20 protein-coding genes and 1 tRNA gene are annotated in these 25,002 nt (G+C 47.8%); 19 read left to right on the plus strand and 2 right to left on the minus strand.

Features of this window, described 5'->3' with window-relative positions:
• The first annotated feature begins 26 nt into the window (after positions 1-26).
• The 10 genes from DFQ00_RS23070 (at position 27) to DFQ00_RS23115 (ending at position 11,283) form a co-directional block, all read left to right on the plus strand.
• Entirely contained in the window at positions 27-1,796 is a 1,770-nt protein-coding gene (locus DFQ00_RS23070; protein ID WP_110898829.1) for a tetratricopeptide repeat protein, read from the plus strand.
• Positions 1,797-1,981: 185 nt separating this feature from the next.
• Entirely contained in the window at positions 1,982-2,941 is a 960-nt protein-coding gene (trxB, locus tag DFQ00_RS23075) for a thioredoxin-disulfide reductase (RefSeq protein ID WP_110898830.1), read from the plus strand.
• Between the two features lie 162 nt (positions 2,942-3,103).
• Positions 3,104-4,135, plus strand: a complete 1,032-nt coding sequence (locus DFQ00_RS23080; RefSeq protein ID WP_110898876.1) for an AI-2E family transporter — start codon at positions 3,104-3,106, stop codon at positions 4,133-4,135.
• Positions 4,136-4,540: 405 nt separating this feature from the next.
• Positions 4,541-5,491 carry an ROK family glucokinase gene (locus tag DFQ00_RS23085; RefSeq protein WP_110898831.1) on the plus strand — a complete coding sequence of 317 codons (951 nt, stop codon included), beginning with the start codon at positions 4,541-4,543 and terminating at the stop codon, positions 5,489-5,491.
• 51 nt (positions 5,492-5,542) lie between these two features.
• The gene (rapZ, locus tag DFQ00_RS23090) at positions 5,543-6,442 is read left to right on the plus strand and encodes an RNase adapter RapZ (RefSeq protein ID WP_110898832.1); all 900 of its coding nucleotides are present in this window, start codon (positions 5,543-5,545) and stop codon (positions 6,440-6,442) included.
• A gap of 13 nt (positions 6,443-6,455) precedes the next feature.
• Positions 6,456-7,442 carry a gluconeogenesis factor YvcK family protein gene (locus tag DFQ00_RS23095; protein WP_110898833.1) on the plus strand — a complete coding sequence of 329 codons (987 nt, stop codon included), beginning with the start codon at positions 6,456-6,458 and terminating at the stop codon, positions 7,440-7,442.
• A gap of 6 nt (positions 7,443-7,448) precedes the next feature.
• Complete coding sequence (gene whiA, locus DFQ00_RS23100) at positions 7,449-8,387, plus strand: DNA-binding protein WhiA (RefSeq protein WP_110898834.1); 939 nt, start codon at positions 7,449-7,451, stop codon at positions 8,385-8,387.
• 102 nt (positions 8,388-8,489) lie between these two features.
• Positions 8,490-8,759: an HPr family phosphocarrier protein gene (locus DFQ00_RS23105; protein WP_090924792.1), complete on the plus strand. Its 270-nt coding sequence runs from the start codon at positions 8,490-8,492 to the stop codon at positions 8,757-8,759.
• Between the two features lie 170 nt (positions 8,760-8,929).
• Positions 8,930-9,685, plus strand: a complete 756-nt coding sequence (locus DFQ00_RS23110) for an SIMPL domain-containing protein (protein WP_110898835.1) — start codon at positions 8,930-8,932, stop codon at positions 9,683-9,685.
• 500 nt (positions 9,686-10,185) lie between these two features.
• Entirely contained in the window at positions 10,186-11,283 is a 1,098-nt protein-coding gene (locus DFQ00_RS23115; protein WP_110898836.1) for a stalk domain-containing protein, read from the plus strand.
• A 258-nt stretch (positions 11,284-11,541) separates the two neighbouring features.
• On the opposite strand, the gene clpP is transcribed toward DFQ00_RS23115, so the two are convergent.
• Together clpP and DFQ00_RS23125 are read right to left on the minus strand one after the other, a co-directional pair.
• On the minus strand, positions 11,542-12,138 hold the full coding sequence (gene clpP, locus DFQ00_RS23120) for an ATP-dependent Clp endopeptidase proteolytic subunit ClpP (protein WP_090924795.1): 597 nt from the start codon (positions 12,136-12,138) through the stop codon (positions 11,542-11,544).
• Between the two features lie 180 nt (positions 12,139-12,318).
• Positions 12,319-12,393: transfer RNA gene (locus DFQ00_RS23125), tRNA-Arg, on the minus strand.
• A gap of 538 nt (positions 12,394-12,931) precedes the next feature.
• Here DFQ00_RS23125 and DFQ00_RS23130 point away from each other — a divergent pair.
• The 9 genes from DFQ00_RS23130 (at position 12,932) to smpB (ending at position 24,911) form a co-directional block, all read left to right on the plus strand.
• The gene (locus tag DFQ00_RS23130) at positions 12,932-13,957 is read left to right on the plus strand and encodes a sugar-binding transcriptional regulator (protein WP_110898837.1); all 1,026 of its coding nucleotides are present in this window, start codon (positions 12,932-12,934) and stop codon (positions 13,955-13,957) included.
• 129 nt (positions 13,958-14,086) lie between these two features.
• Complete coding sequence (gene gap, locus DFQ00_RS23135; protein ID WP_110898838.1) at positions 14,087-15,094, plus strand: type I glyceraldehyde-3-phosphate dehydrogenase; 1,008 nt, start codon at positions 14,087-14,089, stop codon at positions 15,092-15,094.
• Positions 15,095-15,244: 150 nt separating this feature from the next.
• Positions 15,245-16,426 carry a phosphoglycerate kinase gene (locus DFQ00_RS23140; RefSeq protein ID WP_110898839.1) on the plus strand — a complete coding sequence of 394 codons (1,182 nt, stop codon included), beginning with the start codon at positions 15,245-15,247 and terminating at the stop codon, positions 16,424-16,426.
• Between the two features lie 33 nt (positions 16,427-16,459).
• On the plus strand, positions 16,460-17,212 hold the full coding sequence (tpiA, locus tag DFQ00_RS23145; RefSeq protein ID WP_110898840.1) for a triose-phosphate isomerase: 753 nt from the start codon (positions 16,460-16,462) through the stop codon (positions 17,210-17,212).
• Between the two features lies 1 nt (position 17,213).
• Entirely contained in the window at positions 17,214-18,758 is a 1,545-nt protein-coding gene (gene gpmI, locus DFQ00_RS23150) for a 2,3-bisphosphoglycerate-independent phosphoglycerate mutase (RefSeq protein WP_110898841.1), read from the plus strand.
• 243 nt (positions 18,759-19,001) lie between these two features.
• Positions 19,002-20,288 (plus strand): phosphopyruvate hydratase, encoded by a 1,287-nt coding sequence (gene eno, locus DFQ00_RS23155; protein ID WP_110898842.1) that lies wholly within the window; start codon positions 19,002-19,004, stop codon positions 20,286-20,288.
• A 185-nt stretch (positions 20,289-20,473) separates the two neighbouring features.
• Positions 20,474-20,707, plus strand: coding sequence for a preprotein translocase subunit SecG (gene secG, locus DFQ00_RS23160; RefSeq protein ID WP_110898843.1), 234 nt, complete (start codon positions 20,474-20,476; stop codon positions 20,705-20,707).
• A gap of 578 nt (positions 20,708-21,285) precedes the next feature.
• Positions 21,286-24,090 carry a ribonuclease R gene (gene rnr / locus DFQ00_RS23165; RefSeq protein WP_110898844.1) on the plus strand — a complete coding sequence of 935 codons (2,805 nt, stop codon included), beginning with the start codon at positions 21,286-21,288 and terminating at the stop codon, positions 24,088-24,090.
• 338 nt (positions 24,091-24,428) lie between these two features.
• Positions 24,429-24,911 carry an SsrA-binding protein SmpB gene (gene smpB, locus DFQ00_RS23170; RefSeq protein WP_110898845.1) on the plus strand — a complete coding sequence of 161 codons (483 nt, stop codon included), beginning with the start codon at positions 24,429-24,431 and terminating at the stop codon, positions 24,909-24,911.
• Positions 24,912-25,002 lie beyond the last annotated feature (91 nt).

A 25,002-nucleotide genomic window follows, 5' to 3' on the forward strand; every position in this document is an offset into this window, starting at 1 on the left:
AAAGCAACGAGGGGGTGCCTTGCAAGATGAAGGGCAAGCTAGTGCGGACCGAGGGTCACCTTGCCAATATTATACCGATTCATTTGGATGCATCTTTCTTTTTTGAAAGAGCTGTCCGCTCGCTGGACCGTAATCATGTCGACAAGGCATTGAAATATTTTCGCAAAGCAGTTGAATACGAGCCGGACAATCCGGTGAATCATTGTAATATGGCAGGTATTTTATCGGAGAAGGGGGATTATGAAGCCTCCAACACCATTCTGGCACATGTGCTGGATGTGGTGGACCCGTCGATGACGGAATGTTATTTCTATATGGCGAACAATTATGCCAACATGGATCGTTTTGAGGAAGCTGAACGGGCACTTGTGACCTATCTGGAAGAAGATCCGCAGGGTCAGTTCATGACCGAAGCCGAAGAGATGATGGAGCTTCTGTATTACGAGCTGGATCGTCCTGCGAAGTTGAATCGCATCAAGTCACGTAAAGGTGTCGTGGAGCATGATCAGGCAAGAGAATTGCTGGAGGAGGGGAAGTTTGCTCAGGCAGCGGAGCTGCTTGAAGGCATGTCCTCCGAATATCCGGATTATCTCGCGGCACGCAATAATTTGGCGCTGGCCTACTATTATATGGGCCTGTTTCCTAAAGCCAAGGAGACGATTGCAGAAGTGCTGGAGCAAGAACCGGGCAATCTGCATGCGCTCTGTAATCTGGCTATTTTCCATCAAAACGAGAATCGTACGGACCAAGTGCTGCTGTTGATCAAAAAACTGCGAGTGCTCGTGCCCTTTGAGCACGAACAAGTGTACAAGCTGGCGACAACCATGGGCATCCTTGGCCAGCATGATGCAGCATATACCCATTTCCGCCGATTGCTCAAGTACGAGGAAACGGCTGCTGATCCGGCCCTTGCGCATTATGCCGCGGTTGCGGCGTATAATACAGGACGATATGATATTGCAGAGCGGCTCTGGCATCATGTGAACAGACTTGATCCGGGCTCGGAAGTGGCTCGTTACTATCTCGCGGGTCTTGAAGAGGTGCGCGAAGGCTTAAAGGAGCCGATGAAGCTCAGTTATCACTATCATCTTCCCTTTGACGAGCAATTCAAGCAATGGGAGAACTATAACAGCGGCATTCCTGAGGAGATGAAGAATGATCCACTGATACGTTCCTCGTTCTTCTGGGCATTGCGCCATGGTGATGCGGCGACCAAGCTGCAGGTTATTCATGCGCTGGGCATGATCGGTGATTATGAAGTGCAGCAGGCCTTGCAATCGTTCATTGAGGAGCCTGGTGAAGAGCCTGCTTTGGTCAAGGCGGCACAAGGCGTTCTCAATGAACTGCAAGCGTCTGAATGTGATGGGCAGGATGCCAAGAGCGGCACAGCTGCAGTATCCAGACTTTTGTCCAATTCCATTTCGGGGGAGCCTCTGAAATCTGTTCGTACAGCACAGCAAGCCGAGCAGACAACGAATTCATCCTATGCGGGAGCTTCATCCCACTGGAATATCGTAGTTGATCGGGCGCTTCTGATGTCTGAGGCTCAAGCGGAGGTTCGGCAGGAGATGGAGAGGCTGTGGACGGATTATGTGTCAAGAGCACATCCAGAGCTGTCCAGCTCCAAGCAGATTGAAGGATGGGCAGCAGGCCTTGAATATCTGGCTTCCAAAAATAACAACAGACCCGTGACGTATCAGAGCATCGCGGAACGTTACGGCATATCAGCATCTACCGTCAGCAAGTATGCGAGACAGATTAATCTAATCTGCAACGTCAAACCGCCGAAAGCCTAGGTCTGAATGCTGTGATATGTTGTAAGGTTACGTGACTATTGCCGTTGTCCTGAGGGGAAGGATACATTAACCGGGAAAACGGGTAAACTTAACGAGTGGGCCACAAAATGCCTGTAGGATATCATCTTGGCAAGTTATTCGTGAGTACAACACATTCTCAACCTGACGAAGGAGGCTGTATTGATATGTCTAAATACAGAACGATTGTGATCGGAACCGGACCTGCGGGGCTGACAGCGGCAATATATCTGGCTCGTGCGAATCTGAATCCGCTGGTGATTGAAGGTCTTCAGCCGGGCGGACAATTGACAACGACGACGGAAGTGGAGAACTTTCCTGGTTATCCGCAAGGCATTATGGGACCGGAACTGATGGACAATATGCGCAAGCAGGCAGAGCGTTTTGGTGCAGAGTTCAAGAACGGCTGGGTGGAAGAGGTTGATTTCAGCAAGCAGCCTTTCAAAGTGAGTGTTGGGGGGATCGGTGAGTTGGAAGCAGACTCCATCATTATCTCCACAGGTGCTTCCGCTCGTTATCTGGGCATTCCGGGAGAGCAGGAAAACGTAGGTCGTGGAGTAAGCACCTGTGCAACATGTGACGGATTTTTCTTCCGTGGTAAAAAGATCGTTGTGGTGGGTGGCGGCGATTCAGCCATGGAAGAGGCGAGCTTCCTGACTCGTTTTGCGACAGACGTTACGCTGGTTCACCGCCGGGATGAGCTTCGAGCTTCGAAGATTATGCAGGACCGTGCCCGCAGCAACGAGAAGGTAAAATGGGCATTGAACCGCACACCGCTTGAGGTTGTGCCTGAGGCGATGGGTGTCAAGGGGTTGAAGGTACGCAACAACGAAACGGGTCAGGAAGAGCTGATTGAAGCAGATGGCGTATTCGTGGCGATTGGTCACACACCGAATACGGGCTTCCTGGGCAGTGCGATAACCCTAGATGATCATGGTTACGTTGTAGTGAAGCCGGGCACAACAGAGACAAACATTCCAGGTGTATTTGCTTGCGGTGATGTTCAGGATACGAAATATCGTCAGGCCATTACAGCCGCAGGCTCGGGATGTATGGCAGCGATGGATTGTGAAAAGTTTCTGGAGGGAAGCATCGTTCACGATTGGAGCGAAACGCTGGATAAGTAATACGCATGCAAACCGTCTGGCATGGCATAAGTTGGTTATAAGGGACAACGGGAAGTCTCATACATTGAGAGAAGCCTGAGGGCTTCTCTTTTTTCTACAATGGACATGATATGGACATACATATAGTTTAAAATTAGCTGTGAGGTGAAGAATTTGGGGGAAATGATAAAAGAGTGGTTACAGAATGCAACAGTCAGGCGTTTTTTGATTTTACTGTTGTTTTGTTTAATTTTGTTCAGTATGGGCAGCATGCTCCATATGATTCTGCTGTTGTTCCTGGTGACCTACGTTATGAACAGGCTGCAGCAGCTGATTACACGAGGTTTGAACCGATTTTTTCCGATTAACTACAAAGTTGTAGTCATTCTGCTTTACATCATTGTGATTGCTGGAATCGTGCTGGGAATATCAAGATACTCACCACGAATCGTCGATCAGGTTGTGCAGCTGACCAACGAAATTATGAAGTTCCTCGATACGGCGGATGGTGATAATTTTGCCTCCAAAATTGCAGGTTATTTGCAGTCCTTCGACATTAAAAATTACACGAACGAGGCATTGAAATACATCTTTGCTTTGAGTAAATGGCTGGAGTTCATCCTGCTGGTTATTATTTTGAGTTTGTTCTTTTTGCTCCAGAAGAAGGAGATTTACAAGTTCACGTCCAAATTCAAAACGAGTAAAATCGGCTGGTTCTATAATGAAGTAGCGTATCTGGGCGACAAGTTTGTATCTTCTTTTGGAAAAGTGATTGAAGCGCAGCTCCTGATTGCTGTATTTAATACGGTGCTGACGATGCTTGGCTTGTGGATTCTGGGGTATCCGTATCTGTTTGCCTTGACGATTATGGTCTTCCTGCTCAGTCTGGTGCCAGTTGCAGGTGTGATGATCTCCCTTGTACCGATCTGTCTGATCGGATATCAAATGGGCGGGCTGCAGATGAGCATCATCGTGATTATTATGATCATCATCATTCATGCCTTGGAGACGTATTTCCTGAATCCAAAGCTGATGGCGCACAAAACCAAGCTACCGATGTTTTACACCTTTATCGTGCTGATTCTGTCGCAGCATTTTCTCGGAATCTGGGGCTTGATTATCGGTATTCCAATCTTTGTCTTCATGCTGGATATTCTGGATGTAAACAAAATGGAGAGAACCGACGAGCCTGTACGTGTAGAGTCGAAGCTGTAACGCTTGTTTCATATAATGTTGAAAAAGGAAAAACGCCTCCAGCGCCCTGGAAGGCGTTTTTTTGTGCCGCCCGCACCTTGCGGAATGGGCGCCGTGATGTGAGTGCTCTTCTCAACAGTGATCCAGCCTATGGATGACCGTTGTTATTCTGGTATGAATGGAACGAGTGAGGGTGAAATATGATGAATCGAGGTGTCCCTTTCGGACAGGGAAGGAGAGAGCTCTGCGTTTTAAGTAGACGAGATCGGGATGTATGCGCATTCAAAAAGCTGTGTGACATCGTTCACAATACCGCAGGGACTGGCGATGTCCTGAGGTCTTCTCGTCTTGACCCCGGCGTATCCTTCAATTATAGTTGGTACGTAGGACTTAAACTATTTTAGATAGATAAAGGTGGCTTGCAGCATGTCTGAGAAAATCTACGTTGGGGTCGATCTCGGCGGAACAGCAATCAAGGTCGGTATATGTGATGATCAAGGTCAGCTTATGCATACGTATGAAGGACCGACTGAAGTGGATCAGGGCGTTGACACGGTTATCGCCAACATCGAGAAGTATGTCCGTCATATTGTAGCCGAATCGCCATATAGCTGGGAACAGCTTGAAGGTGTCGGTGCAGGAGTTGCGGGTTTCACGAATGTACGCGAGGGAATTATTGTTCATGCCCCTAACATCGGATTTCGGAATGTGGCCATTCGTTCGGTTCTAGAGGAACGACTGGGCAAGCCTGTCAAAATAGATAATGATGCGAACGTTGCTGCTCTGGGTGAAGCTTGGGCCGGAGCCGGCAAGGGTGTAGACAATTGTGTATGCTTCACACTCGGTACAGGCGTTGGTGGTGGTCTCATCCTGAATGGGAAAATCTATCAGGGCTTCTCGGGTATGGCAGGAGAGCTTGGTCACATCAGTGTTGTGCCTGATCTCGAAGCCATCAAGTGTGGCTGTGGTAAAATGGGATGTGTAGAGACGGTATCATCGGCAACGGGTATTATTCAGATGGCCAAGGATGCTGTTGAGCGCGGTGATCATACATCTCTTGCACTTGTAGACAAGATTGCCGCCAAGGAAGTGTTTGATGCTGCCAAGGCAGGCGACGAGGTGGCGCTGCGTATTGTTAAGCGTGCAGCCTTCTATCTGGGCAAAACGATGGCAACTGTTGCAGCTGTGCTCAATCCTGAATTGTTCATCGTTGGCGGCGGTGTCTCCAAAGCAGGTGACTTCCTGTTTGATGAGATTCGTACAGTATTTGCGCAATTGACACCTGAACCGCTGCAGCAGGGCGTTCAGATTCTTGAAGCTACGCTGGGTAATAATGCAGGTATCGTAGGTGCCGCAGGTCTTCTCTTGCGTTCGTAGTAACCTCGTAACACGATAATCCGACAGCAATATGATAAGGAGGGGACATTTATGCTTGAAGGTGAAGGCTCACCAGGCACAGGCGCCACGCTCATTATCATCACGGGCATGTCCGGAGCGGGTAAAACGATAGCTGTGCAGAGCCTGGAGGATCTGGGGTTTTTCTGTGTAGATAATTTACCGCCTGTTTTGATTCCCAAATTTGCAGAGTTGATAGAACAATCGAATGGCAAGATTGGCAAAGTAGCACTGGTCATTGATCTGCGGGGGCGTGAATTCTTTACTGCATTGTCCGAATCATTGAACTACATTAAGGATCATTTTACGATTCATTGCGAAATTTTGTTCCTGGATGCCACGGATTCCGTGCTCGTGCAGCGTTATAAAGAAAGCAGACGCAGACACCCGCTGGCACCGGAGGGTATGCCGCTTGATGGCATCAAGCTGGAGCGCAAGATGCTGGAGGAGCTCAAAAATTCAGCAACGCAGGTGCTGAATACGAGCACAATGAAGCCAGCTCAGCTGAAGGAGCGCATTATTTCACGTTTTTCTCATCTGGAGAGTCAGATGTTATCGGTAAATATTACGTCCTTCGGATTTAAATACGGCATCCCGATTGATGCAGATCTCGTATTTGATGTTCGTTTTTTACCGAATCCGCATTATATTGATCATTTGCGGCCGAATACAGGGCAGAATAGTGAAGTGTACGAATATGTTATGAAATGGCCTGAAACGCAAGCGTTTCTGACCAAGCTGCTGGATATGCTGCATTTTCTGATTCCGCAATACCGGAAGGAAGGCAAAAGCCAGGTTATTATTGGAATCGGCTGTACCGGAGGCAAGCATCGTTCGGTAGCAATATCGGAATACTTGGGCAAAATGCTCGGGAGCAGTGAGACTGAAGCTGTTACCGTAAGCCATCGCGACGCCGACCGGGACCGTCATTGAAGAGGGTGAAGGGATGAAAGAGGCCGGACCACGAAGAGAACGTCCGAGAATCGTTGTAATGGGCGGTGGAACCGGGTTATCCGTGATGCTCCGCGGTTTGAAGGAAAAACCGATGGATATCACGGCTATCGTTACGGTTGCGGATGATGGGGGAAGTTCAGGCATCCTGCGCAGTGAGCTACAAATGCCGCCCCCTGGCGACATTCGTAACGTGCTTACCGCGCTGGCAGATGTTGAACCGTTGCTCTCAGACATGTTAAAATATCGTTTCAATACAGGCGCGGGGCTTGCAGGCCACAGCCTGGGTAATCTCATATTGGCTGCAATGACGGATATATCAGGCGACTTTGTGACCGCTGTGCGGGAGCTCAGCCGCGTGTTTGCCGTTAGGGGGCAGGTGCTTCCGGCAGCAGGTCAGGCCGTTGTGCTGCATGCGGAGATGGAGGATGGCTCCATTGTTACAGGGGAGTCCAAAATTCCTGAAGCAGGTGGACGCATTAAACGGGTTTTCCTTGAACCGGATCACGTGGAGCCGTTGCCAGAAGCGGTAGAGGCGATTCGCCAGGCAGATGCGATTCTGATCGGCCCAGGTAGTCTATATACAAGTATTCTTCCCAATCTGCTCGTACCCAAGCTGGCAGAGGCCGTTGTTGAAGCGGACGCAGTGAAGATGTTTATTTGTAATGTAATGACACAGCCGGGAGAGACGGATAATTACACGGTAAGTGATCACCTTATCGCGGTTCAGGAGCATATTGGGCATCAGCTCTTTGATTATGTGATCGTTAATAATGGGGATATCCCGCTGCAAGTGCAAAATAAGTACGCGGAAAAAGGTGCAAAGCCGGTTGTGCTCGATATGAATGTGCTTAAAAGCTCAGGTTATCAGGTTGTGGCAGATACGCTTGTTCTGTTCAAAACGTATCTGCGTCATGATGCCGACAAGCTTAGTCACCATATTTATCAGCTGGTCCAAAATTGGATGTTACGGAAGAGGTGAAGTCCCATGTCATTTGCAGCACAAACCAAAAAAGAACTAACGATGATTGAAAGCGAACCGTGCTGCGAACAGGCGGAACTTTCAGCCCTCATCCGTATGCTCGGTTCAGTGCAGTTATCGAATAAAAAAGTCATCTTGGATATTTCGACAGAGAATGCTGCGATTGCAAGACGGGCATACTCTCTGCTTAAAAAGCATTTTCAAGTGCATACGGAATTGCTGGTTCGCAAAAAAATGCGGCTGAAAAAGAATAATGTATATATTGTTCGTGTTCCGTCTATGGTGCAAGAGATTTTGAAGGAACTGCGTATTGTTTCCGAGGGATTCCTGTTCACGCCTGGTATTAACGCAGAGCTGCTGGAGAAAAACTGCTGCAAGCGTGCGTATCTTCGCGGAGCATTTCTGGCCGGCGGATCGGTTAACAACCCGGAGGGTTCTTCATATCATCTGGAGATTGCGTCGATGTATGAGGAGCATTGTCAGGCTTTGGTTGATCTTGCGAATGAATTTCATCTTAACGCCCGGTGTATAGAAAGGAAAAAAGGATTCATCCTATACATTAAGGAAGGTGAGAAGATCATTGAATTGCTCAGCATCATCGGTGCTCACCAAGCCTTGTTCAAGTTCGAGGATGTTCGCATTATGCGAGATATGCGCAATTCAGTAAACCGGATCGTGAACTGTGAGACAGCCAATCTGAACAAAACAATTGGAGCGGCTGTCAGACAGATCGACAATATTCGTTTACTGCAAAAGGAAGTAGGCCTTGAGTCGCTTCCGGATAAGCTGCGTGAGGTGGCCGAGGTAAGGCTTGCCCATCCCGATATCAATCTCAAGGAAGTGGGCGAATTACTCAAGGGTACTGTGAGCAAATCAGGCGTGAACCATCGTTTGCGGAAGATTGACGAGTTGGCTGAGAAAGTGCGTGCAGAGCGTTATAGCTGATGTTTTTTTTCTTCTAGTGTCCTGCACGGGTTAATGGTATAATGTTTTATAAATATAATTGTGTATTTAATGTCCAGATTTCATAATAGGGGGTAAGTTTCTATGACAAAGCACCCGGTAGTTGTCCGTTTGAAAACGGGTCTCCATGCCAGACCTGCAGCACTGTTCGTTCAAGAAGCGAATAAGTACTCATCTGAAGTGTTCGTCGAGAAGGACGATAAAAAAGTAAATGCCAAAAGTATCATGGGAATCATGAGCCTTGCGATCAGCACAGGTACGGAAATCCACATCAGTGCAGAGGGCGCGGACGCCGATCAGGCTGTAAACGCTTTAGTTAGCCTGGTTAGTAAGGAAGAGCTCGAAAACCAATAAGCATATCATTAGTAATGTGATGAAGAAGTCCCGCAAGGGGCTTTTTTGCGTTTTAATAAATTTATAGACAAACGGTGCAGTCAAGTGCAACATTATGGAATTTGTCCCGTCTGTTAAGGTATCAAATCGCTTCAAGTTTGAGATGTTAACATATGAGGAGGTTAATCGTAATGGGTAAACAATGGATGAAACCGTTCGGTGCAGTGCTGGTGGCAAGCTCTTTGTTAGTTGGAGGTACGGCTTGGGTTGCGCCAGGGAACTATGCTTATGCAGCAGAGGTTCAGGGAGTGCAGCAAAATGTGATCAATGTCGTAGGTAAGGGTGAAATTCAGGTGAAGCCGGATATTGCCTACCTGTCCATTGGGGTGAACAGCACTGCAGACACTGCGGCATCAGCGCAAAAGGCAAATGCGGCTAAAATTCAAAAGGTTACTAATTTGCTGAAAAACACATGGAAGATCAGTGCAGATGATATCCAAACGAGCCAGTTCTACGTGCAGCCGAACTACACATACAGTGAAAAGGATGGACAGAAGATCAAAGGTTATACGGCTCACCACACGTTGACTGTGACGTATCGTGATATGGACAAGATTGGTGAGTTGCTGGATGCTGCTTCACAGGCAGGAGCCAACAATATCGAAAATGTGCGTTTCACAGTAGAAAATCCGGAGAAATACGAATCCGAGGTCATAGCTAAGGCTGTAGCCAATGCAGATGTAAAAGCAGGTGCTATTGCCAAAGCAGTGAAACGTCAGCTTGGTGCAGTGCTTTCGGTAAGTCAGCCAGATGCTAATGTGCCTGTGTTCTATGCAGCGGAATCGCTCATGTCTCAAGCGAAGAATGATACAGACGGAGGCACACAGATCGAAGCAGGGCAGGTTAAAGTGAGCACGGTGCTTAATATCACGTATGAGATGAAATAAAGATTTTGGGCATACCTGGTAAAATGGTTAAACATGAAAAATTTATAAATATGACAAAGACGCTGTCCCTGGGGCAGCGTCTTTTGTTGTTGCACTTATTGAATTTGAGGAAGTGAGCAGCGTTCAGACCATTCCTGTCAGAATGCGGTGACGCAAGCATTCATGTCGTTTTGTATCATTTTTCATGACAAAACATTCATTTTCTGCGTTTTTAACCGCATGATTTTCATCAACATTGTAACTGGAGCTGTAAATCTTTCTGAAATTGGGATCAGTATAATAAAGAGGTAAGTGTGAGACATACACGATGTGACATCTAAGAAGTAGGTAGATGGTGCACCGGTCAACTTTACGAATTAATTTTCTTAAATGAAAACAATAGCAGCAAATCTGCCCGGGAATCGGTTAATGATTAACAAGAGGTGAACGTGAGGCATGAGCGATGATATGTCTGCTAACGCGATGAACCCACCGGCATATTACAGAGAGGGGTATGATAGATGACAACTTGGAAAAAGTGGACAAGTGCATTATTGGCAGCAGGTGTAATTATGGGGGGCAGCACAGCATGGATGGATCAAGCCGTACAGGCGGCCGCGGTAACCTCCAAAGTGACTGCACCTGCTCAGGTAACATTGAAGGCTGGTGGCAAAACACTTACTCAGAAAGGCTTGTTGCAAGGCGGGTCGACCTGGGTGTCCCTCACAGCGGTTAAGGATGTAGCAGGCGGTACGTTGAATTATGATGCCAAAACAAAGACTTACACGGTAGCCGTGGCAAACAACACGATGACGGTGAGTATGGCTGATGGACAGCCAAATGTTTTCATTAACGGGTTCTATCCTAAGTTTGAAGCGAAGCTGATACAAGGTCGGTTGTACATTCCGTTCTCGGCGATGAGAGATTACATGGGCGTGCAGGGCAGCTGGGATGCCAAAACCAAAACATTGACTCTGAGCAAAGTGAAACAAAACAGCGTGAAGGTGACTTCAGTGACAGAGAAGGCTACCGTGAAAAATGCCGAAGTGGATATTCGATATCCGCAGGTGAGTGGTCTTGCCAGCAAGGAAGCGGAGGCTGCAATCAACAAAGTGCTCAAGGATGAGGTGGATACGTCCTTTGCGGCCTTCAAGAAACAAACCGCTGAATTCGGCGAAGCCACAGCGAATCGTCCTTATGCGTTCGAAACTTCTTATGTGGTAACATACAACGAAAATGGCGTGCTGGGTCTGATTACTCAACATTATGAGGATTACGCAGGAGCACACGGCATGACGTATCGTGCCGGACACACGTTTGCGCTGGATACAGGCAAAGAGCTGACACTCGATAACGTGCTGCAAAACAGCAAATCCATGCGTGAAACGATCAGCAAAAAGGTGGGCGAGCAATTAAAAGCAAACTCAGGCTACCTGAGCGGTTATAAAGGCTTGAACAAGGATCAGGATTTCTATGTGACTCCAGCGGGTGTGGTTGTATTTTTCCAACTGTATGAGTACACAGCTTACGCGGAAGGTTTCCCGGAAATGACATTCGCGTATAAAGAAATTTTGCCTAAAGGCACCGTGCCATTCAGCAACGTAACGTCTGACAAATAAGAGCAGCAAATTCTATCGCGTGTATCCCTTCCATCCCGATCTTAATCAGCATCAAAGCACTTATTGCGTATTTTGTGAAAAAGGAATACAGAAAGCCCTCGTCATCGCATCGGTGACGGGGGCTTTCTGTTAGTTCAGGCAATACACCCCGCTAATCGGGTGGCGGCATTGCCTGTTCCAAATCAATATGAAACAGGGCGTGTTCACCTCTATACCGGTGAACACGCCCTGTGTATCTGCAAGTCTCCAGGCTATCGCTTAGATGCCTTGGGAGCCTACGTTTTGAATTACTTTATCGATGATACCGTAATCGGCTGCTTCGGCAGCACTCATGAAGTAGTCACGATCTGTATCTTTCTCGATGCGCTCCAGCGGCTGGCCTGTGCGCTCGGAGATAATGCGGTTCAGCGTATCGCGCATTTTCAGGATACGACGTGCACGAATCTCGATGTCCGAAGCCTGACCTTGTGCACCACCCAGCGGCTGGTGAATCATGATCTCACTGTTCGGCAACGCAAAACGTTTGCCTTTCGCACCTGCATTCAGCAGGAATGCACCCATGGAAGCGGCCATACCTACACAGATGGTAGATACATCCGGTTTGATGAATTGCATCGTATCGTAAATGGCCATACCTGCGGTAATTGATCCGCCCGGGCTGTTGATGTATAAGTGAATGTCTTTCTCCGGGTCTTCCGCTGCCAAGAACAACATCTGTGCCATGATGGCATTAGCTACAACGTCATTCACGTCGCTGCCAAGGAAAATGATGCGATCCTTCAGCAATCTGGAATAAATATCATAGGCGCGCTCACCCCGGTTGCTCTGTTCAACGACCATTGGAATATAACTCACGTGAAAAACCTCCTCGAAAATGTAAATGTTAAATTGGTGTTTATATTTAAACTGTTACCGTATTAACCACATCATAAACAATCTCAAACAAAAAGTCAAAGAAAGTCAAACTAACTTTGAAAAAAAAGAAACCTTTTCGGTTTCGTTGGTTAAATGCATTATGAGCTGTTCAAAAATCAATGGCGCGCCCGCCAAGAATCGAACTTGGATCTCAGGCTTCGGAGGCCTACGTCATATCCATTGGACCACGGGCGCATAATTACGTACTAGCGAATTTATGTAGCGCTCTAAATACGTGACAGCAATAATGATTATAGCTTATGGAGTATTGAAATGCAAGCTATTGCTTTGCACGGCAAAGGTTAGACTTATTCCGCAGGTGGTTTGAATTGATCCTGAAATGATCATGATAAAGAAGAATGGATAAAGTCTGGTTTTGAGTACATGCTAAAAGAGGTTTTGGACATGCCTGCCAAAACATAAAGCATGCAATATGTAGATGAGCACGACCGCTTTCTTCTATATATTGTGCCAAATGAGCGTGCGATTGGCGGGAGAGCATCTCATGATGGATGTGATGCTGTATAATCGCTCATCGTGTCCGTAACGAAAGTGCGGAGATTGTGAAAATAGGCGCGTACAGATGCCCGCAAACGTACTGAAATATGCTATCGAAACACTTGCATATCGCGTCAGTTTTAGGTAGAATAAACGTGGGACTTAAAAAGTTAACCCGGGACATTTTAGGGCCATGAAAGAAGCTTGGAGCGAGAAGCTCGCGGGAGTGGAAAGCATGCGAACGATTTTAGAAGTGCAAAAGCAGCTTCTGCCCGATCTCATGGATGTCTTGAAGAAGCGCTATACGATTCTGCAACAGATCATGTTATCGGATGTGATCGGACGGAGAACCTTGGCCAATTCCATGCAGATGACCGAGCGGGTTCTGAGAGCTGAGACCGATCTGTTAAAGGCTCAGGGACTTATCGAAATTGACAGTGCCGGTATGAAGATCAGTGAGGCGGGTTACGAGTTGCTGCAGCAGTTGGAGCCTGTCGCGAAAGAGCTGTTCGGATTGTCCGAACTGGAAGAGCGAATCAAGCAAGCCTACGGTCTGCAAAAGGTAGTTGTAGTTCCTGGCGATTCGGATGTATCTCCTTTTGCCAAGAGGGAACTTGGAAGGGCCGGAGCGAAGGCTCTCGGCAATATCATGAATGACAACGACGTTGTTGCCGTCACAGGCGGATCGACAACGGCCGAAGTTGCAGAACAGCTCACACCACCAACTTCGCTCAAGGGTGTCTGGTTTGTACCAGCCCGTGGCGGACTGGGAGAAAGTCTTGAAATTCAAGCAAATACGATTGCATCTACGATGGCAAAGCGGGTAGGGGCTCAGTACAAACTCCTACATGTACCGGATTTGCTTAGTGATCATGCCTATGAATCATTGCTTCAGGACCCGAGTGTTCAGGAAATTTTGCAGCTGATCAGGCAATCACGCATCGTTATTCACGGCATTGGTGATGCAGTAGAAATGGCGAAGAGACGCAAGCTTGCCCCGGAGATCATTAGTGAACTTCAGGAGCAGGGTGCCGTATCAGAGTCTTTCGGGTATTATTTCAACGATCAGGGTGAGGTGGTACATACCATGCTTACACTGGGTATGCGGCTTCAGGATATTGAGCGCACAGATGTGGTCATCGGTATAGCTGGCGGCAAGAGCAAGGCGGCTGCTATACATTCCGTACTGCGGTTCGGGCAGGAGGATATTCTGATTATTGATGAGGCTGCGGCCGAAGTCATTGTCGCGGAGATGGAGTAGCCAAAGCTTCGAGATCAGCCAATGGTTTTATTTTCAACATTATCTTAGTTGTCTTGACGGATCTCACGGTCTGTCTTGAATATATAGTTTCAACAAAAAAATCAATCAAAACTTGGGAGGAACTTACTCATGATTAAAGTAGGTATTAACGGTTTTGGACGTATCGGTCGCTTGGCATTCCGCCGTATTCAAAATGTAGAGGGCATTGAAGTTGTAGCAATCAACGACTTGACTGACGCTAAAATGCTGGCTCATTTGCTTAAATATGATACAACTCAAGGTCGCTTCGATGGCGAAGTTGAAGTACATGACGGCTTCTTCAAAGTGAACGGCAAAGAAGTTAAAGTCCTTGCTAACCGTAACCCAGAAGAATTGCCTTGGGGAGACCTGGGTGTAGATATCGTTCTGGAATGTACTGGTTTCTTCACAACTAAAGAAGCTGCTGAGAAACACTTGAAAGGTGGAGCTAAGAAAGTTGTTATCTCCGCACCAGCTACTGGCGACATGAAAACCATCGTTTACAACGTAAACCATGAAATTCTCGACGGTACTGAAACAGTAATCTCCGGCGCATCTTGCACAACAAACTGCCTGGCACCTATGGCAAAAACACTGCAAGACAAATTCGGAATCGTACAAGGTTTGATGACTACAATTCACGCTTACACTGGCGACCAAAACACATTGGATGCTCCACACCCTAAAGGTGACTTCCGTCGTGCTCGCGCAGCAGCTGAAAACATCATCCCTAACACAACTGGTGCTGCTAAAGCCATCGGTCTGGTTATCCCTGAACTGCAAGGTAAATTGGATGGTGCAGCTCAACGCGTACCAACACCAACAGGTTCCCTGACTGAGCTGGTAACTGTTCTGGAGAAAAAAGTTACAGCTGAAGAAGTTAACGCAGCAATGAAAGCAGCTTCCGATGCACAAACTTTCGGTTACACTGAAGACGAAATCGTATCTTCCGATATCCAAGGTATCACTTTCGGTTCCCTGTTTGATGCAACTCAAACTAAAGTTCTGACAGTGGGCGACCAACAACTGGTTAAAACTGTAGCTTGGTATGACAACGAAATGTCCTACACAGCTCAACTGGTTCGCACATTGGAGCACTTTGCAAAAATGATCAAGTAATATCTTGTAATAACATAGAGCGGAAACAGATTGCTATTGTTTCCGCTCTTTATATATCAAACTTTTGCAAATTTCTCATGAACACCAGGACTGACAAGGGATTTGAGCCTTGAAAGGTCCACCAAATATATGGGTGCGGAGGAAATAGAGATGAACAAAAAAAGTGTACGTGATATCGAATTGAATGGAAAACGGGCATTCGTGCGCGTGGATTTCAATGTGCCGCTCGAAGATGGTAAAATTACAGATGACAAACGTATTCGTGCAACACTGCCAACGATCAACTACTTGATCGAAAAAGGTGCTAAAATCATCCTGGCAAGCCACATGGGTCGTCCAAAAGGCGAGGTTGTTGAATCCATGCGTTTGACTCCTGCTGCTGAGCGCTTGTCTGAATTGCTGGGTAAACCGGTTATTAAAGCGGATGATTCCGTAGGCGAAGCGGTTAAAGCTCAAATCGCTGCGATGAACGATGGCGACGTATTGTTGCTTGAGAACGTTCGTTTCCACGCAGGAGAAGAGAAAAACGATCCGGAACTGGCAAAACAATTTGCTGAACTGGCTGACGTATTTGTTAACGATGCGTTTGGTGCGGCTCACAGAGCGCATTCTTCGACAGAAGGTATTGCTCATTTGCTGCCAGCGGTATCTGGTCTGTTGATGGAGAAAGAGCTTGAAGTGTTGGGTAAAGCATTGCTGAACCCTGAGCGTCCTTTCACTGCAATCATCGGCGGTTCCAAAGTTAAGGACAAAATTGATGTGATCGACAACCTGCTGAACATTGCAGACAACGTAATCATCGGCGGCGGTCTGTCCTACACATTCATGAAGGCTCAAGGATATGAAGTGGGTCAATCCCTGCTGGATGAGTCCAAACTGGATGTAGCTCTGGGCTTCATTGAAAAAGCTAAAAAACTGGGTAAAAACTTCTATCTGCCAGTGGATATCGTCATTTCTGACGATTTCAGTGCGGATGCGAACACTAAAATTGTTGAAGTTGGCGACATTCCTGCAGATTGGGAAGGCATCGACATCGGTCTAAAAACACGTGAGATCTATGCTGACGTTGTTAAAAATTCCAAACTCGTTGTATGGAATGGACCAATGGGCGTATTCGAAATCGAGCCTTTCTCCCACGGTACTCGTGCAGTAGCAGAAGCTTGCGCAACAACATCTGCTTACACAGTAATCGGCGGCGGTGACTCTGCAGCGGCAGCTGAGAAGTTCAAATTGGCTGACAAAATGGACCACATCTCTACAGGTGGCGGTGCATCGCTCGAGTTCATGGAAGGCAAACAGCTTCCAGGCGTAGTTGCATTGAACGATAAGTAAGCTTTAAGCTATAGCATGAAGGAGTTGAAACCAATGAGAACACCAATTATCGCGGGTAACTGGAAAATGTTCAAAACGGTTTCCGAATCCAATGACTTCATTCAGGAAGTTAAAGGAAAAGCGGAAGTCGAAGGCGTGGAAACGGTAATCTGCGCACCTTTTACAAACCTGCCTTCTCTGGTAGAGGCTGTGAAAGGCACTAACATCAAAATTGGAGCACAAAATCTTCACTTCGAAGATAACGGTGCATTCACTGGTGAAATCAGCGGTGTCATGCTGAAAGAACTGGGTGTAGATTACGTGATTATCGGTCACTCGGAGCGCCGTCAATATTTTGCGGAAACCGATGAGACAGTCAACAAAAAGATGCATGCAGCATTCCGTCATAGCCTGACGCCAATCTTCTGCCTCGGTGAGACACTGGAAGAGCGCGAAGCGGGTCAAACGAAGGATGTCTGCAAAGTGCAAACCGAAGCAGCTTTGGCAGGTTTGTCTGCTGAGCAGGTAGCACAAGCGATTATCGCGTATGAGCCAATCTGGGCGATTGGTACAGGCAAATCCTCCACATCCCAGGATGCGAATGAAGTTATTGCTTACATCCGCACATTGGTGAAGGATCTGTACAACGAGCAGGTTGCGAATGCAGTTCGTATTCAATACGGCGGCAGCGTGAAACCGGAAAACGTAACAGAATACCTCGGACAAAGCGACATCGACGGCGCACTTGTTGGCGGTGCCAGCTTGCAACCGGCTTCGTTCATCGCACTTGTTGAGGGGGCGAAGTAAGATGACAGCTCCAAAACCTGTAGCACTGATCATTATGGACGGCTTCGGTCTGCGTAACACGGTAGAAGGCAATGCGGTAGCGCAAGCCAAAAAACCGAACTATGACCGCTTCATGAGCCAGTTCCCACACACAACACTGACGGCTTGCGGTGAGGCTGTAGGTTTGCCAGAAGGACAAATGGGGAACTCCGAGGTAGGTCACCTGAACATTGGTGCCGGCCGGATCGTATATCAGGATTTGACCCGTATCTCCAAATCAATTCGTGACGGCGAGTTTTATGACAATGAAACACTTGTCAAAGCAGTGCGCGAAGCGAAGCAGAACGGTAAAAAGCTTCATCTCTACGGCTTGTTGTCCGATGGTGGTGTACATAGCCACATCGACCACTTGTTCGCTATGCTGGATCTGGCTAAAAAAGAAGGAATGAATGACGTATATATTCATGCCTTCATGGATGGCCGTGACGTTATGCCGGACAGTGGTAAAGACTTCATGCAGAAGCTGATGGCTAAAATTGATGAGGTTGGTGTAGGACAAATCGCCACAGTCCAAGGTCGCTACTACGCGATGGACCGTGACAAACGCTGGGAGCGTGTGGAGAAATCCTACCGCGCTATCGTTTACGGCGATGGACCGAAATACACTGATCCGCTTAAAGCGGTTGAAGAATCGTATGAGAAATCCGTATTTGACGAATTCGTTGAACCGACGGTTATCGTGAAAGCGGATGGTGAGCCGGTAGGTTTGGTGGAAAGTGGCGATTCCGTTATTTTCCTCAACTTCCGTCCTGACCGTGCAATCCAGTTGTCGCAAGTATTCACCAACTCCGATTTCCGCGGTTTTGACCGTGGACCGAAGTTCCCTGTGGGCTTGCATTTCGTGTGCCTGACGCTGTTCAGTGAGACGGTTGAAGGTTATGTGGCTTATGAGCCTAAAAACCTCGACAATACGCTGGGCGAAGTTCTGGTACAGAACAACAAGAAACAACTGCGTATTGCAGAAACCGAGAAGTACCCGCACGTAACCTTCTTCTTCAGCGGCGGCCGTGATGTAGAGCTTCCGGGCGAAACTCGTGTGCTGATTAATTCACCTAAGGTTGCAACATATGACCTGCAGCCTGAAATGAGCGCTTATGAAGTAGCGGATGCAGCTGTTCGTGAGATCGAAGCAGATAAACACGACGCAATCATCCTGAACTTTGCTAACCCTGACATGGTTGGACACTCCGGTATGCTGGAGCCAACGATCAAAGCGGTTGAAGTGACAGATGAGTGCATGGGCCGTGTTGTAGACGCGGTGCTTGCTAAAGGCGGCGTGGTGCTGATCACAGCGGATCATGGTAATGCGGATATGGTGTTTGATGAGCAAGGACGTCCGTTCACAGCTCACACAACAAACCCGGTTCCATTTATCGTAACAGATCCGAATGTAACGCTGCGTGAAGGCGGAATTCTGGCGGATATCGCACCAACCATTCTTGACCTGATGCAATTGCCTAAACCGGAAGAAATGACGGGAACATCCGTTATTGCTACCCGCAAATAAGTTGCACAGCCACTATATATGAAATCGGGAAGTTTGGCGTTTACCTCGGAACGAAGGCAGCAGAAATGGTCTGAAGAAGCGTTAGCGTTCGCCTTTATCACAGGATTCCAACTTATGAAAATAAGTTCAAAGGAATCCGGGGATAACAGCGATCGGAGGACGATTCTGCTGACGAAGTGGATATGGGGAAACACAAGTGGTCCTGATTTTAAATAAACTTAAAATTAAAGGAGACTATCACTCATGACTATTATTACTGACGTGTACGCACGCGAAGTCCTTGACTCCCGCGGTAACCCTACAGTTGAAGTTGAAGTATATCTGGAGTCCGGCGCACTCGGACGCGCAATCGTTCCATCCGGTGCATCCACTGGTGCCCACGAAGCGGTTGAGCTTCGCGATGGCGACAAATCCCGTTACCTTGGTAAAGGCGTACTGCAAGCTGTTAAAAACGTAAATGAAGTTATCGCTCCTGAAGTAATCGGTATGGATGCTTTGGATCAACTGGGCATCGACAAAATGATGATCGCTTTGGATGGTACGCCAAACAAAGGCAAATTGGGTGCAAACGCAATTCTGGCTGTATCCATGGCAGTAGCTCGCGCAGCTGCTGACGCTTTGGAAGTTCCACTGTATGTTTACCTGGGCGGATTCAACGCGAAAACTCTGCCAGTTCCAATGATGAACATCATCAACGGTGGTGAGCACGCGGACAACAACATCGACGTACAAGAGTTCATGGTTCTGCCAGTTGGCGCTCCAACATTCAAAGAAGCTCTTCGCGTTGGCGCAGAGATCTTCCACAACCTGAAATCCGTACTGAGCTCCAAAGGCTTGAACACAGCTGTAGGTGACGAAGGTGGTTTCGCTCCGAACCTGGGTTCTAACGAAGAAGCAATCACAACAATTATCGAAGCAATCGAAAAAGCAGGCTACAAACCAGGCGTTGACGTATTCCTGGGTATGGACGTTGCTTCCACTGAGTTCTACAAAGATGGTAAATATACACTGGCTGGTGAAGGTAAATCCTACACTTCCGCTGAGTATGTTGACCTGTTGGCTTCATGGGTTGAGAAGTACCCGATCATCACCATCGAAGACGGTATGTCCGAGGATGACTGGGAAGGTTGGAAATTGCTCACTGAGAAATTGGGAGACAAAGTACAACTCGTTGGTGACGACTTGTTCGTAACAAACACTGAGCGTCTGTCCCAAGGTATCGAAAAAGGTATCGGTAACTCCATCCTGATCAAAGTTAACCAAATCGGTACGCTGACTGAAACATTCGATGCTATCGAAATGGCTAAACGTGCAGGATACACAGCTGTTATCTCCCACCGTTCCGGTGAGTCCGAAGATAGCACAATCGCTGACATCGCGGTTGCAACAAACGCTGGACAAATCAAAACAGGGGCTCCTTCCCGTACAGACCGTATCGCGAAGTACAACCAATTGCTCCGCATTGAGGATCAACTGGATACTCGTGCTCAATACATCGGTCTTAAAGGCTTCTACAACCTTAAAAAATAAGCTGTTTTTACAGCTTTTCAGGCAAGCCGGGTAACTGGCTTGTCTTTTTATTTGGCAAAACAGGGTTAAAGATCTAAGAAATCGTATGCTGTGTACTACTTGTATCACACTCGTAGCTATGCTACAATTAAAGTAACTGTTTTTATGGTGAGATGTGATGCCCACATGGGTAGGAGGTGGAAAGAATGGATATTGCTTTGAAATTGCTGCTCGTTGTTTTCTCGATCGGTCTAATCACTGTAGTATTGCTGCAGCACGGAAAAAGCGCTGGTTTGGCGGGTGCCATCTCCGGTGGTGCGGAACATCTTTTCGGTAAAACGAAAGCGCGCGGACTGGATCTTTTCTTGCAACGTGCAACAGTGGTACTTGGTGCAGGATTTATGATCGTGGCTATTATTGTTTCAGTGGTTGCCAAGTAACTTCAAGATTTGAATTTTCGAATTGAATCAAATAGCTGAGCCCCATGGCTTAACGGATAAAAACCTTCGTTTCGTGCTGAAACGGAGGTTTTTTAATAGATATTTATGAAACCAAAGTTTGCCAATCATTATGTATTGTCGCTGATATCCAGCTCTCTCATTCAATACAACATGAAGTAATGCTACATTCTGCTTCTGTTCGATTCCCCGTTTGCTACGACGTATCCCCGACGAGAATAGAAGGGCATGCTCTTGCCAGTGCTGAATATTCCTAATGTATGTGCTCAGTTGTGCCGTTTTTTTGAAAAAAAGCTGATTTAGATCAGATCGGGCAGTCTGCTGGCTGCATAAACTGTGTGGAGAAGTTCATTGCTTACCGAGCGGGTAGAAGGAATGGGCCCTGTGGTTTTTTGGCATGCTACGGATGGGCTGGATTGAATTCGTGTATACTAGGGTATGAGATAGTAAGGCCGTGGGTTTAAACATTTACCATATGGCACCTGTATATTTACGGCGCGAATTCCGATACATAAAGAGAAGAGATCAGACCACTCTTACGTTTCCCGAGGTGAAAACTAATGATAACCGAACAACAATTACTCGACTTCATGCGGGAGACCGCTTATAAACCGATGACATATCAGGAGCTGGAGCAGCACTTTCAGATTGAAGATGCTGCCGATTTCAGAGCCTTTTTGATTATGCTAAACACGCTGGAGGAATCCGGCCAGATTTTGCTGACGAGCAACAATCGGTATGGTATGCCGGAACGTATGAACCTGGTGCGTGGCCGCTTGCAAGCGCATGCGAAGGGTTTTGCCTTTTTGATTCCAGAGGATCGGGAGCACCCGGACGTTTACATCCATGCCAATGATATGAAAAGTGCGATGAATGGAGATACCGTGCTTGTTAAAGTTACGTCCCAAGGCCCGTCTGGTGGACGGCTGGAGGGTGAGATCGTACGTATTGTGACGCGTGCGGTTACACAGGTTGTGGGTGTTTTTCAAAGTCACGAGGTATATGGATTTGTTATTCCGGATGATAAACGGATTAATCGTGATATTTTTATCCCGCGTACAAATTTTGCAGGGGCTGTAGATGGACAGAAGGTCGTTGCCAAGATTGTGAGTTATCCAGAAGGCCGCGCGGCGGCTGAAGGGGAAGTTATTGAAATTCTGGGTCACAAGGATGAGCCGGGTATCGACATTTTATCGGTCATTCGCAAGCATCAGCTGCCTGAAGCATTCCCGGATGAAGTGATGCAAGAAGCAGAGAAGGCCCCTGATTCCATTACCGAGGAAGAGATTGTTCAGCAGGGACGCCGCGATCTGCGCGGACTTAAAATCGTGACGATTGATGGTGAGGATGCGAAGGACCTGGATGATGCGGTTAATGTGGAGAAGCTGCCGAACGGGAATTACCGTTTGGGAGTTCATATTGCCGACGTAGGATACTACGTGCAAGAAAACTCCAAGCTGGATCAGGAAGCGTATAACCGTGGGTGCAGTGTGTATCTCGTAGACCGGGTTATTCCAATGCTGCCACAACGTCTGTCCAACGGGATTTGCAGCTTGAATCCGCAGGTGGATCGTCTGACGTTGTCCTGTGAGATGGAGTTTAACGACCAGATGAAGGTTGTTAAGCACGACATCTTCACAAGTGTGATTAAGACAAAGGAACGCATGACGTATTCAAATGTGCGCAAAATTCTTGAAGGCGAAGAGCCGGAGCTGCTTGAGCGTTATAAAGATCTGGTGGATGATTTCCACCTGATGAAGGAGATTGCTCTCAAGCTTCGTGCGATGCGGATGCGCCGCGGGGCGGTTGACTTTGATTTTGAAGAGTCCAAAATCATTGTGGATGAGAACTGCAAACCGGTCGATATTGTGAAACGGGAGCGTTCCATTGCGGAGCAAATTATTGAGGAATTCATGCTTGCAGCGAATGAGACGGTAGCTGAGCATTTCCACTGGCTCAAAGTGCCATTTATCTATCGGGTGCATGATGACCCGGATCAGGAAAAACTGCAAAATTTTCTCGCCTTTGCGGCGAATTTCGGACATCATGTCAAAGGACGTGGCAATTCCGTTCATCCACGCGCGCTTCAATCGCTCTTGGAGGATATTAACGGTACGAAGGAGCAGACGGTCATCAGTACGATGATGTTACGTTCGATGAAACAGGCGAAGTATGACTCTGAGATGTCAGGCCACTTTGGTCTGGCGGCAGAGTTCTATAGTCACTTTACTTCACCGATTCGTCGTTATCCCGATCTGGTGATTCACCGTGTTATTCGTGAGGTCATCGAGAATAAAGGAGCACTGCCGGAGAATCGTCAGGAATATCTGGCAAGCCGGATGTCGGATATTGCACAGCAGTCGTCTGAACGTGAGCGTGTGGCGGTGGAGGCTGAGCGGGATACGGAGAAAATGAAAAAAGCCGAGTACATGCTCGATAAGGTCGGCGAAGAATTCGAAGGTATCATCAGCAGCGTGACAAGCTTTGGAATGTTCATCGAGCTGGAGAATACGGTGGAAGGTCTCATTCGTCTTAGCGCGCTGACTGACGACTATTACCATTTTGATGATCAGCATATGGCACTCATTGGGGAGCGTACCTCGAAGGTATTCCGCATCGGTGACGAAGTGAAGATTCGTGTGGCACGTGTAAGCATGGAAGAGTATACGATTGATTTTGAGATGGTCGATATGAAACCTCGCAGAGAGCGTGATGGCGGATTCGAACGTGGTGGACGTGGCGGTAAAGGCGGTCGCTCTGGAAACGGCGGCGGGCGAGGCGGAGCCAAAGGTGGCTTCGGTGGAAGCCGTGGTGGTAAAGGTAGTGCTGGTGCAGGCGGTGGCAAGCGCGAGCGCGGTGGCCGATCAGTGAGCGAGGGTGCTCGTGCAGGTCGTGGTGCTACTCCTGCTGGAGCTAATGCCGGATCAGGTGCGAGCGCAGCCTCCCCGACAGGTGGGTTCACTGGCAAACGCGGTGGTAAACCGAAAGGTGAGCGCCGTGGAGGGGAAACAGGTGCTTCGAGCAGCCGCGGGCAAGGTGCGGTAAGCTTTGGTTTTGGCTCGGGTAAAGGTGGATACAGCTCGGCACCAACGGGTCAGGACAGTGCTGGCGCAGGCGGACAAGGAAATGGCCTGAACAGCAGCGGCCGTGGCGAAGGCAGCTTCAAATCCGGCAAGGGCGGCAGCAATAAAGGTGGTAAAGGCGGAGGTAAACGTAAGAGTACATCGCCTAGCGGTATTTTTATCGGTGAAAATGCCACTCCAGGTGGTGCTCAGGAAGACGGAGCGCCTCGTCGCAAGCGCAAGAAAAATAAAGGTGGAGCCGGCAATGCCACAGCGGCTTTTGTACGGAAGAAAAAGAAGTAAGCCTAAGCGAGAATTGCTCAAGAATATTCGAGATGTGAAGGCATTGCCTAGCGGGAATCTGGTCATGTGACTGTTACGGCAGTGAACCGGTGTTCTATAGATAGGTGCATGTGAATGCAGCAGGATGGTTGGCTGTAAGTCTCCTGTGAGGATAGCGCAGAGCGGGTTTCGTGTGAGCCGAAAAGGTGTAATGAGAAGGGGCGGCAGAGGCCGCCTCTTTCTTGATTTTAACAGCCGTACTTGCTACAATTAAGGTCTGGCACAGGTTCTTTGGTGCAACATGTATGCTATGTTGGTACAGCATGGTACGGTTTATTTTACGAAGAAGGAGTGAGGACATGGGCAAGAATGATGGACAGAATAAAGTGCTTGCACAGAACAAAAAGGCTTCCCATGACTACTTCATTGAAGATACGTATGAAGCGGGCATGGTGCTGACTGGTACGGAGATCAAGTCTCTTCGTAACGGGCGTGCGAACATTGGCGATTCATTTGCTACGATTCGGAATGGTGAGATTCATATTCACAATATGCATATTAGTCCTTTTGAACAAGGGAATCGTCATAATCCAATTGATCCTACACGTACACGTAAGCTGCTCATGCATAAAGTGCAGATCCACAAATTACTCGGACTGTCCAAGCAGGATGGGTACAGTATTGTACCGCTGAAGATCTATATCCGTAATGGCTATGCGAAGTTGTTGCTCGGATTGGGTAAAGGTAAGAAGCAGTATGATAAACGGGAGGCAGCCGCAAAGCGGGATGCTCAACGTGATATTCAACGTGTACTGCGCGAGAAGCAGAAGGTTGCACGTTAAGAGAGAAGTACGTTTCGCGAGAGTCACCGTTAAAGTGTGCGGATTATCGTTAGCCTGTCGGCTAACTCTGTTAATGATGGTGAACGGAAGA

The organism is Paenibacillus barcinonensis (genome assembly GCF_003217495.1).
In the GTDB taxonomy this organism is placed as follows: domain Bacteria; phylum Bacillota; class Bacilli; order Paenibacillales; family Paenibacillaceae; genus Paenibacillus; species Paenibacillus barcinonensis.

Excerpts from the sequence above, each read along its gene's own strand:
- eno (WP_110898842.1), top strand. The coding sequence starts at position 19,002 with ATGACTATTATTACTGACGTGTACGCACGCGAAGTCCTTGACTCCCGC.
- gap (WP_110898838.1), top strand. The coding sequence starts at position 14,087 with ATGATTAAAGTAGGTATTAACGGTTTTGGACGTATCGGTCGCTTGGCA.
- secG (WP_110898843.1), top strand. The coding sequence starts at position 20,474 with ATGGATATTGCTTTGAAATTGCTGCTCGTTGTTTTCTCGATCGGTCTA.
- DFQ00_RS23130 (WP_110898837.1), top strand. The coding sequence starts at position 12,932 with ATGCGAACGATTTTAGAAGTGCAAAAGCAGCTTCTGCCCGATCTCATG.
- tpiA (WP_110898840.1), top strand. The coding sequence starts at position 16,460 with ATGAGAACACCAATTATCGCGGGTAACTGGAAAATGTTCAAAACGGTT.
- rapZ (WP_110898832.1), top strand. The coding sequence starts at position 5,543 with ATGCTTGAAGGTGAAGGCTCACCAGGCACAGGCGCCACGCTCATTATC.
- whiA (WP_110898834.1), top strand. The coding sequence starts at position 7,449 with ATGTCATTTGCAGCACAAACCAAAAAAGAACTAACGATGATTGAAAGC.
- gpmI (WP_110898841.1), top strand. The coding sequence starts at position 17,214 with ATGACAGCTCCAAAACCTGTAGCACTGATCATTATGGACGGCTTCGGT.
- DFQ00_RS23110 (WP_110898835.1), top strand. The coding sequence starts at position 8,930 with ATGGGTAAACAATGGATGAAACCGTTCGGTGCAGTGCTGGTGGCAAGC.
- DFQ00_RS23115 (WP_110898836.1), top strand. The coding sequence starts at position 10,186 with ATGACAACTTGGAAAAAGTGGACAAGTGCATTATTGGCAGCAGGTGTA.
- DFQ00_RS23095 (WP_110898833.1), top strand. The coding sequence starts at position 6,456 with ATGAAAGAGGCCGGACCACGAAGAGAACGTCCGAGAATCGTTGTAATG.
- trxB (WP_110898830.1), top strand. The coding sequence starts at position 1,982 with ATGTCTAAATACAGAACGATTGTGATCGGAACCGGACCTGCGGGGCTG.
- rnr (WP_110898844.1), top strand. The coding sequence starts at position 21,286 with ATGATAACCGAACAACAATTACTCGACTTCATGCGGGAGACCGCTTAT.
- DFQ00_RS23105 (WP_090924792.1), top strand. The coding sequence starts at position 8,490 with ATGACAAAGCACCCGGTAGTTGTCCGTTTGAAAACGGGTCTCCATGCC.
- DFQ00_RS23085 (WP_110898831.1), top strand. The coding sequence starts at position 4,541 with ATGTCTGAGAAAATCTACGTTGGGGTCGATCTCGGCGGAACAGCAATC.
- smpB (WP_110898845.1), top strand. The coding sequence starts at position 24,429 with ATGGGCAAGAATGATGGACAGAATAAAGTGCTTGCACAGAACAAAAAG.
- DFQ00_RS23140 (WP_110898839.1), top strand. The coding sequence starts at position 15,245 with ATGAACAAAAAAAGTGTACGTGATATCGAATTGAATGGAAAACGGGCA.
- DFQ00_RS23080 (WP_110898876.1), top strand. The coding sequence starts at position 3,104 with ATGATAAAAGAGTGGTTACAGAATGCAACAGTCAGGCGTTTTTTGATT.
- DFQ00_RS23070 (WP_110898829.1), top strand. The coding sequence starts at position 27 with ATGAAGGGCAAGCTAGTGCGGACCGAGGGTCACCTTGCCAATATTATA.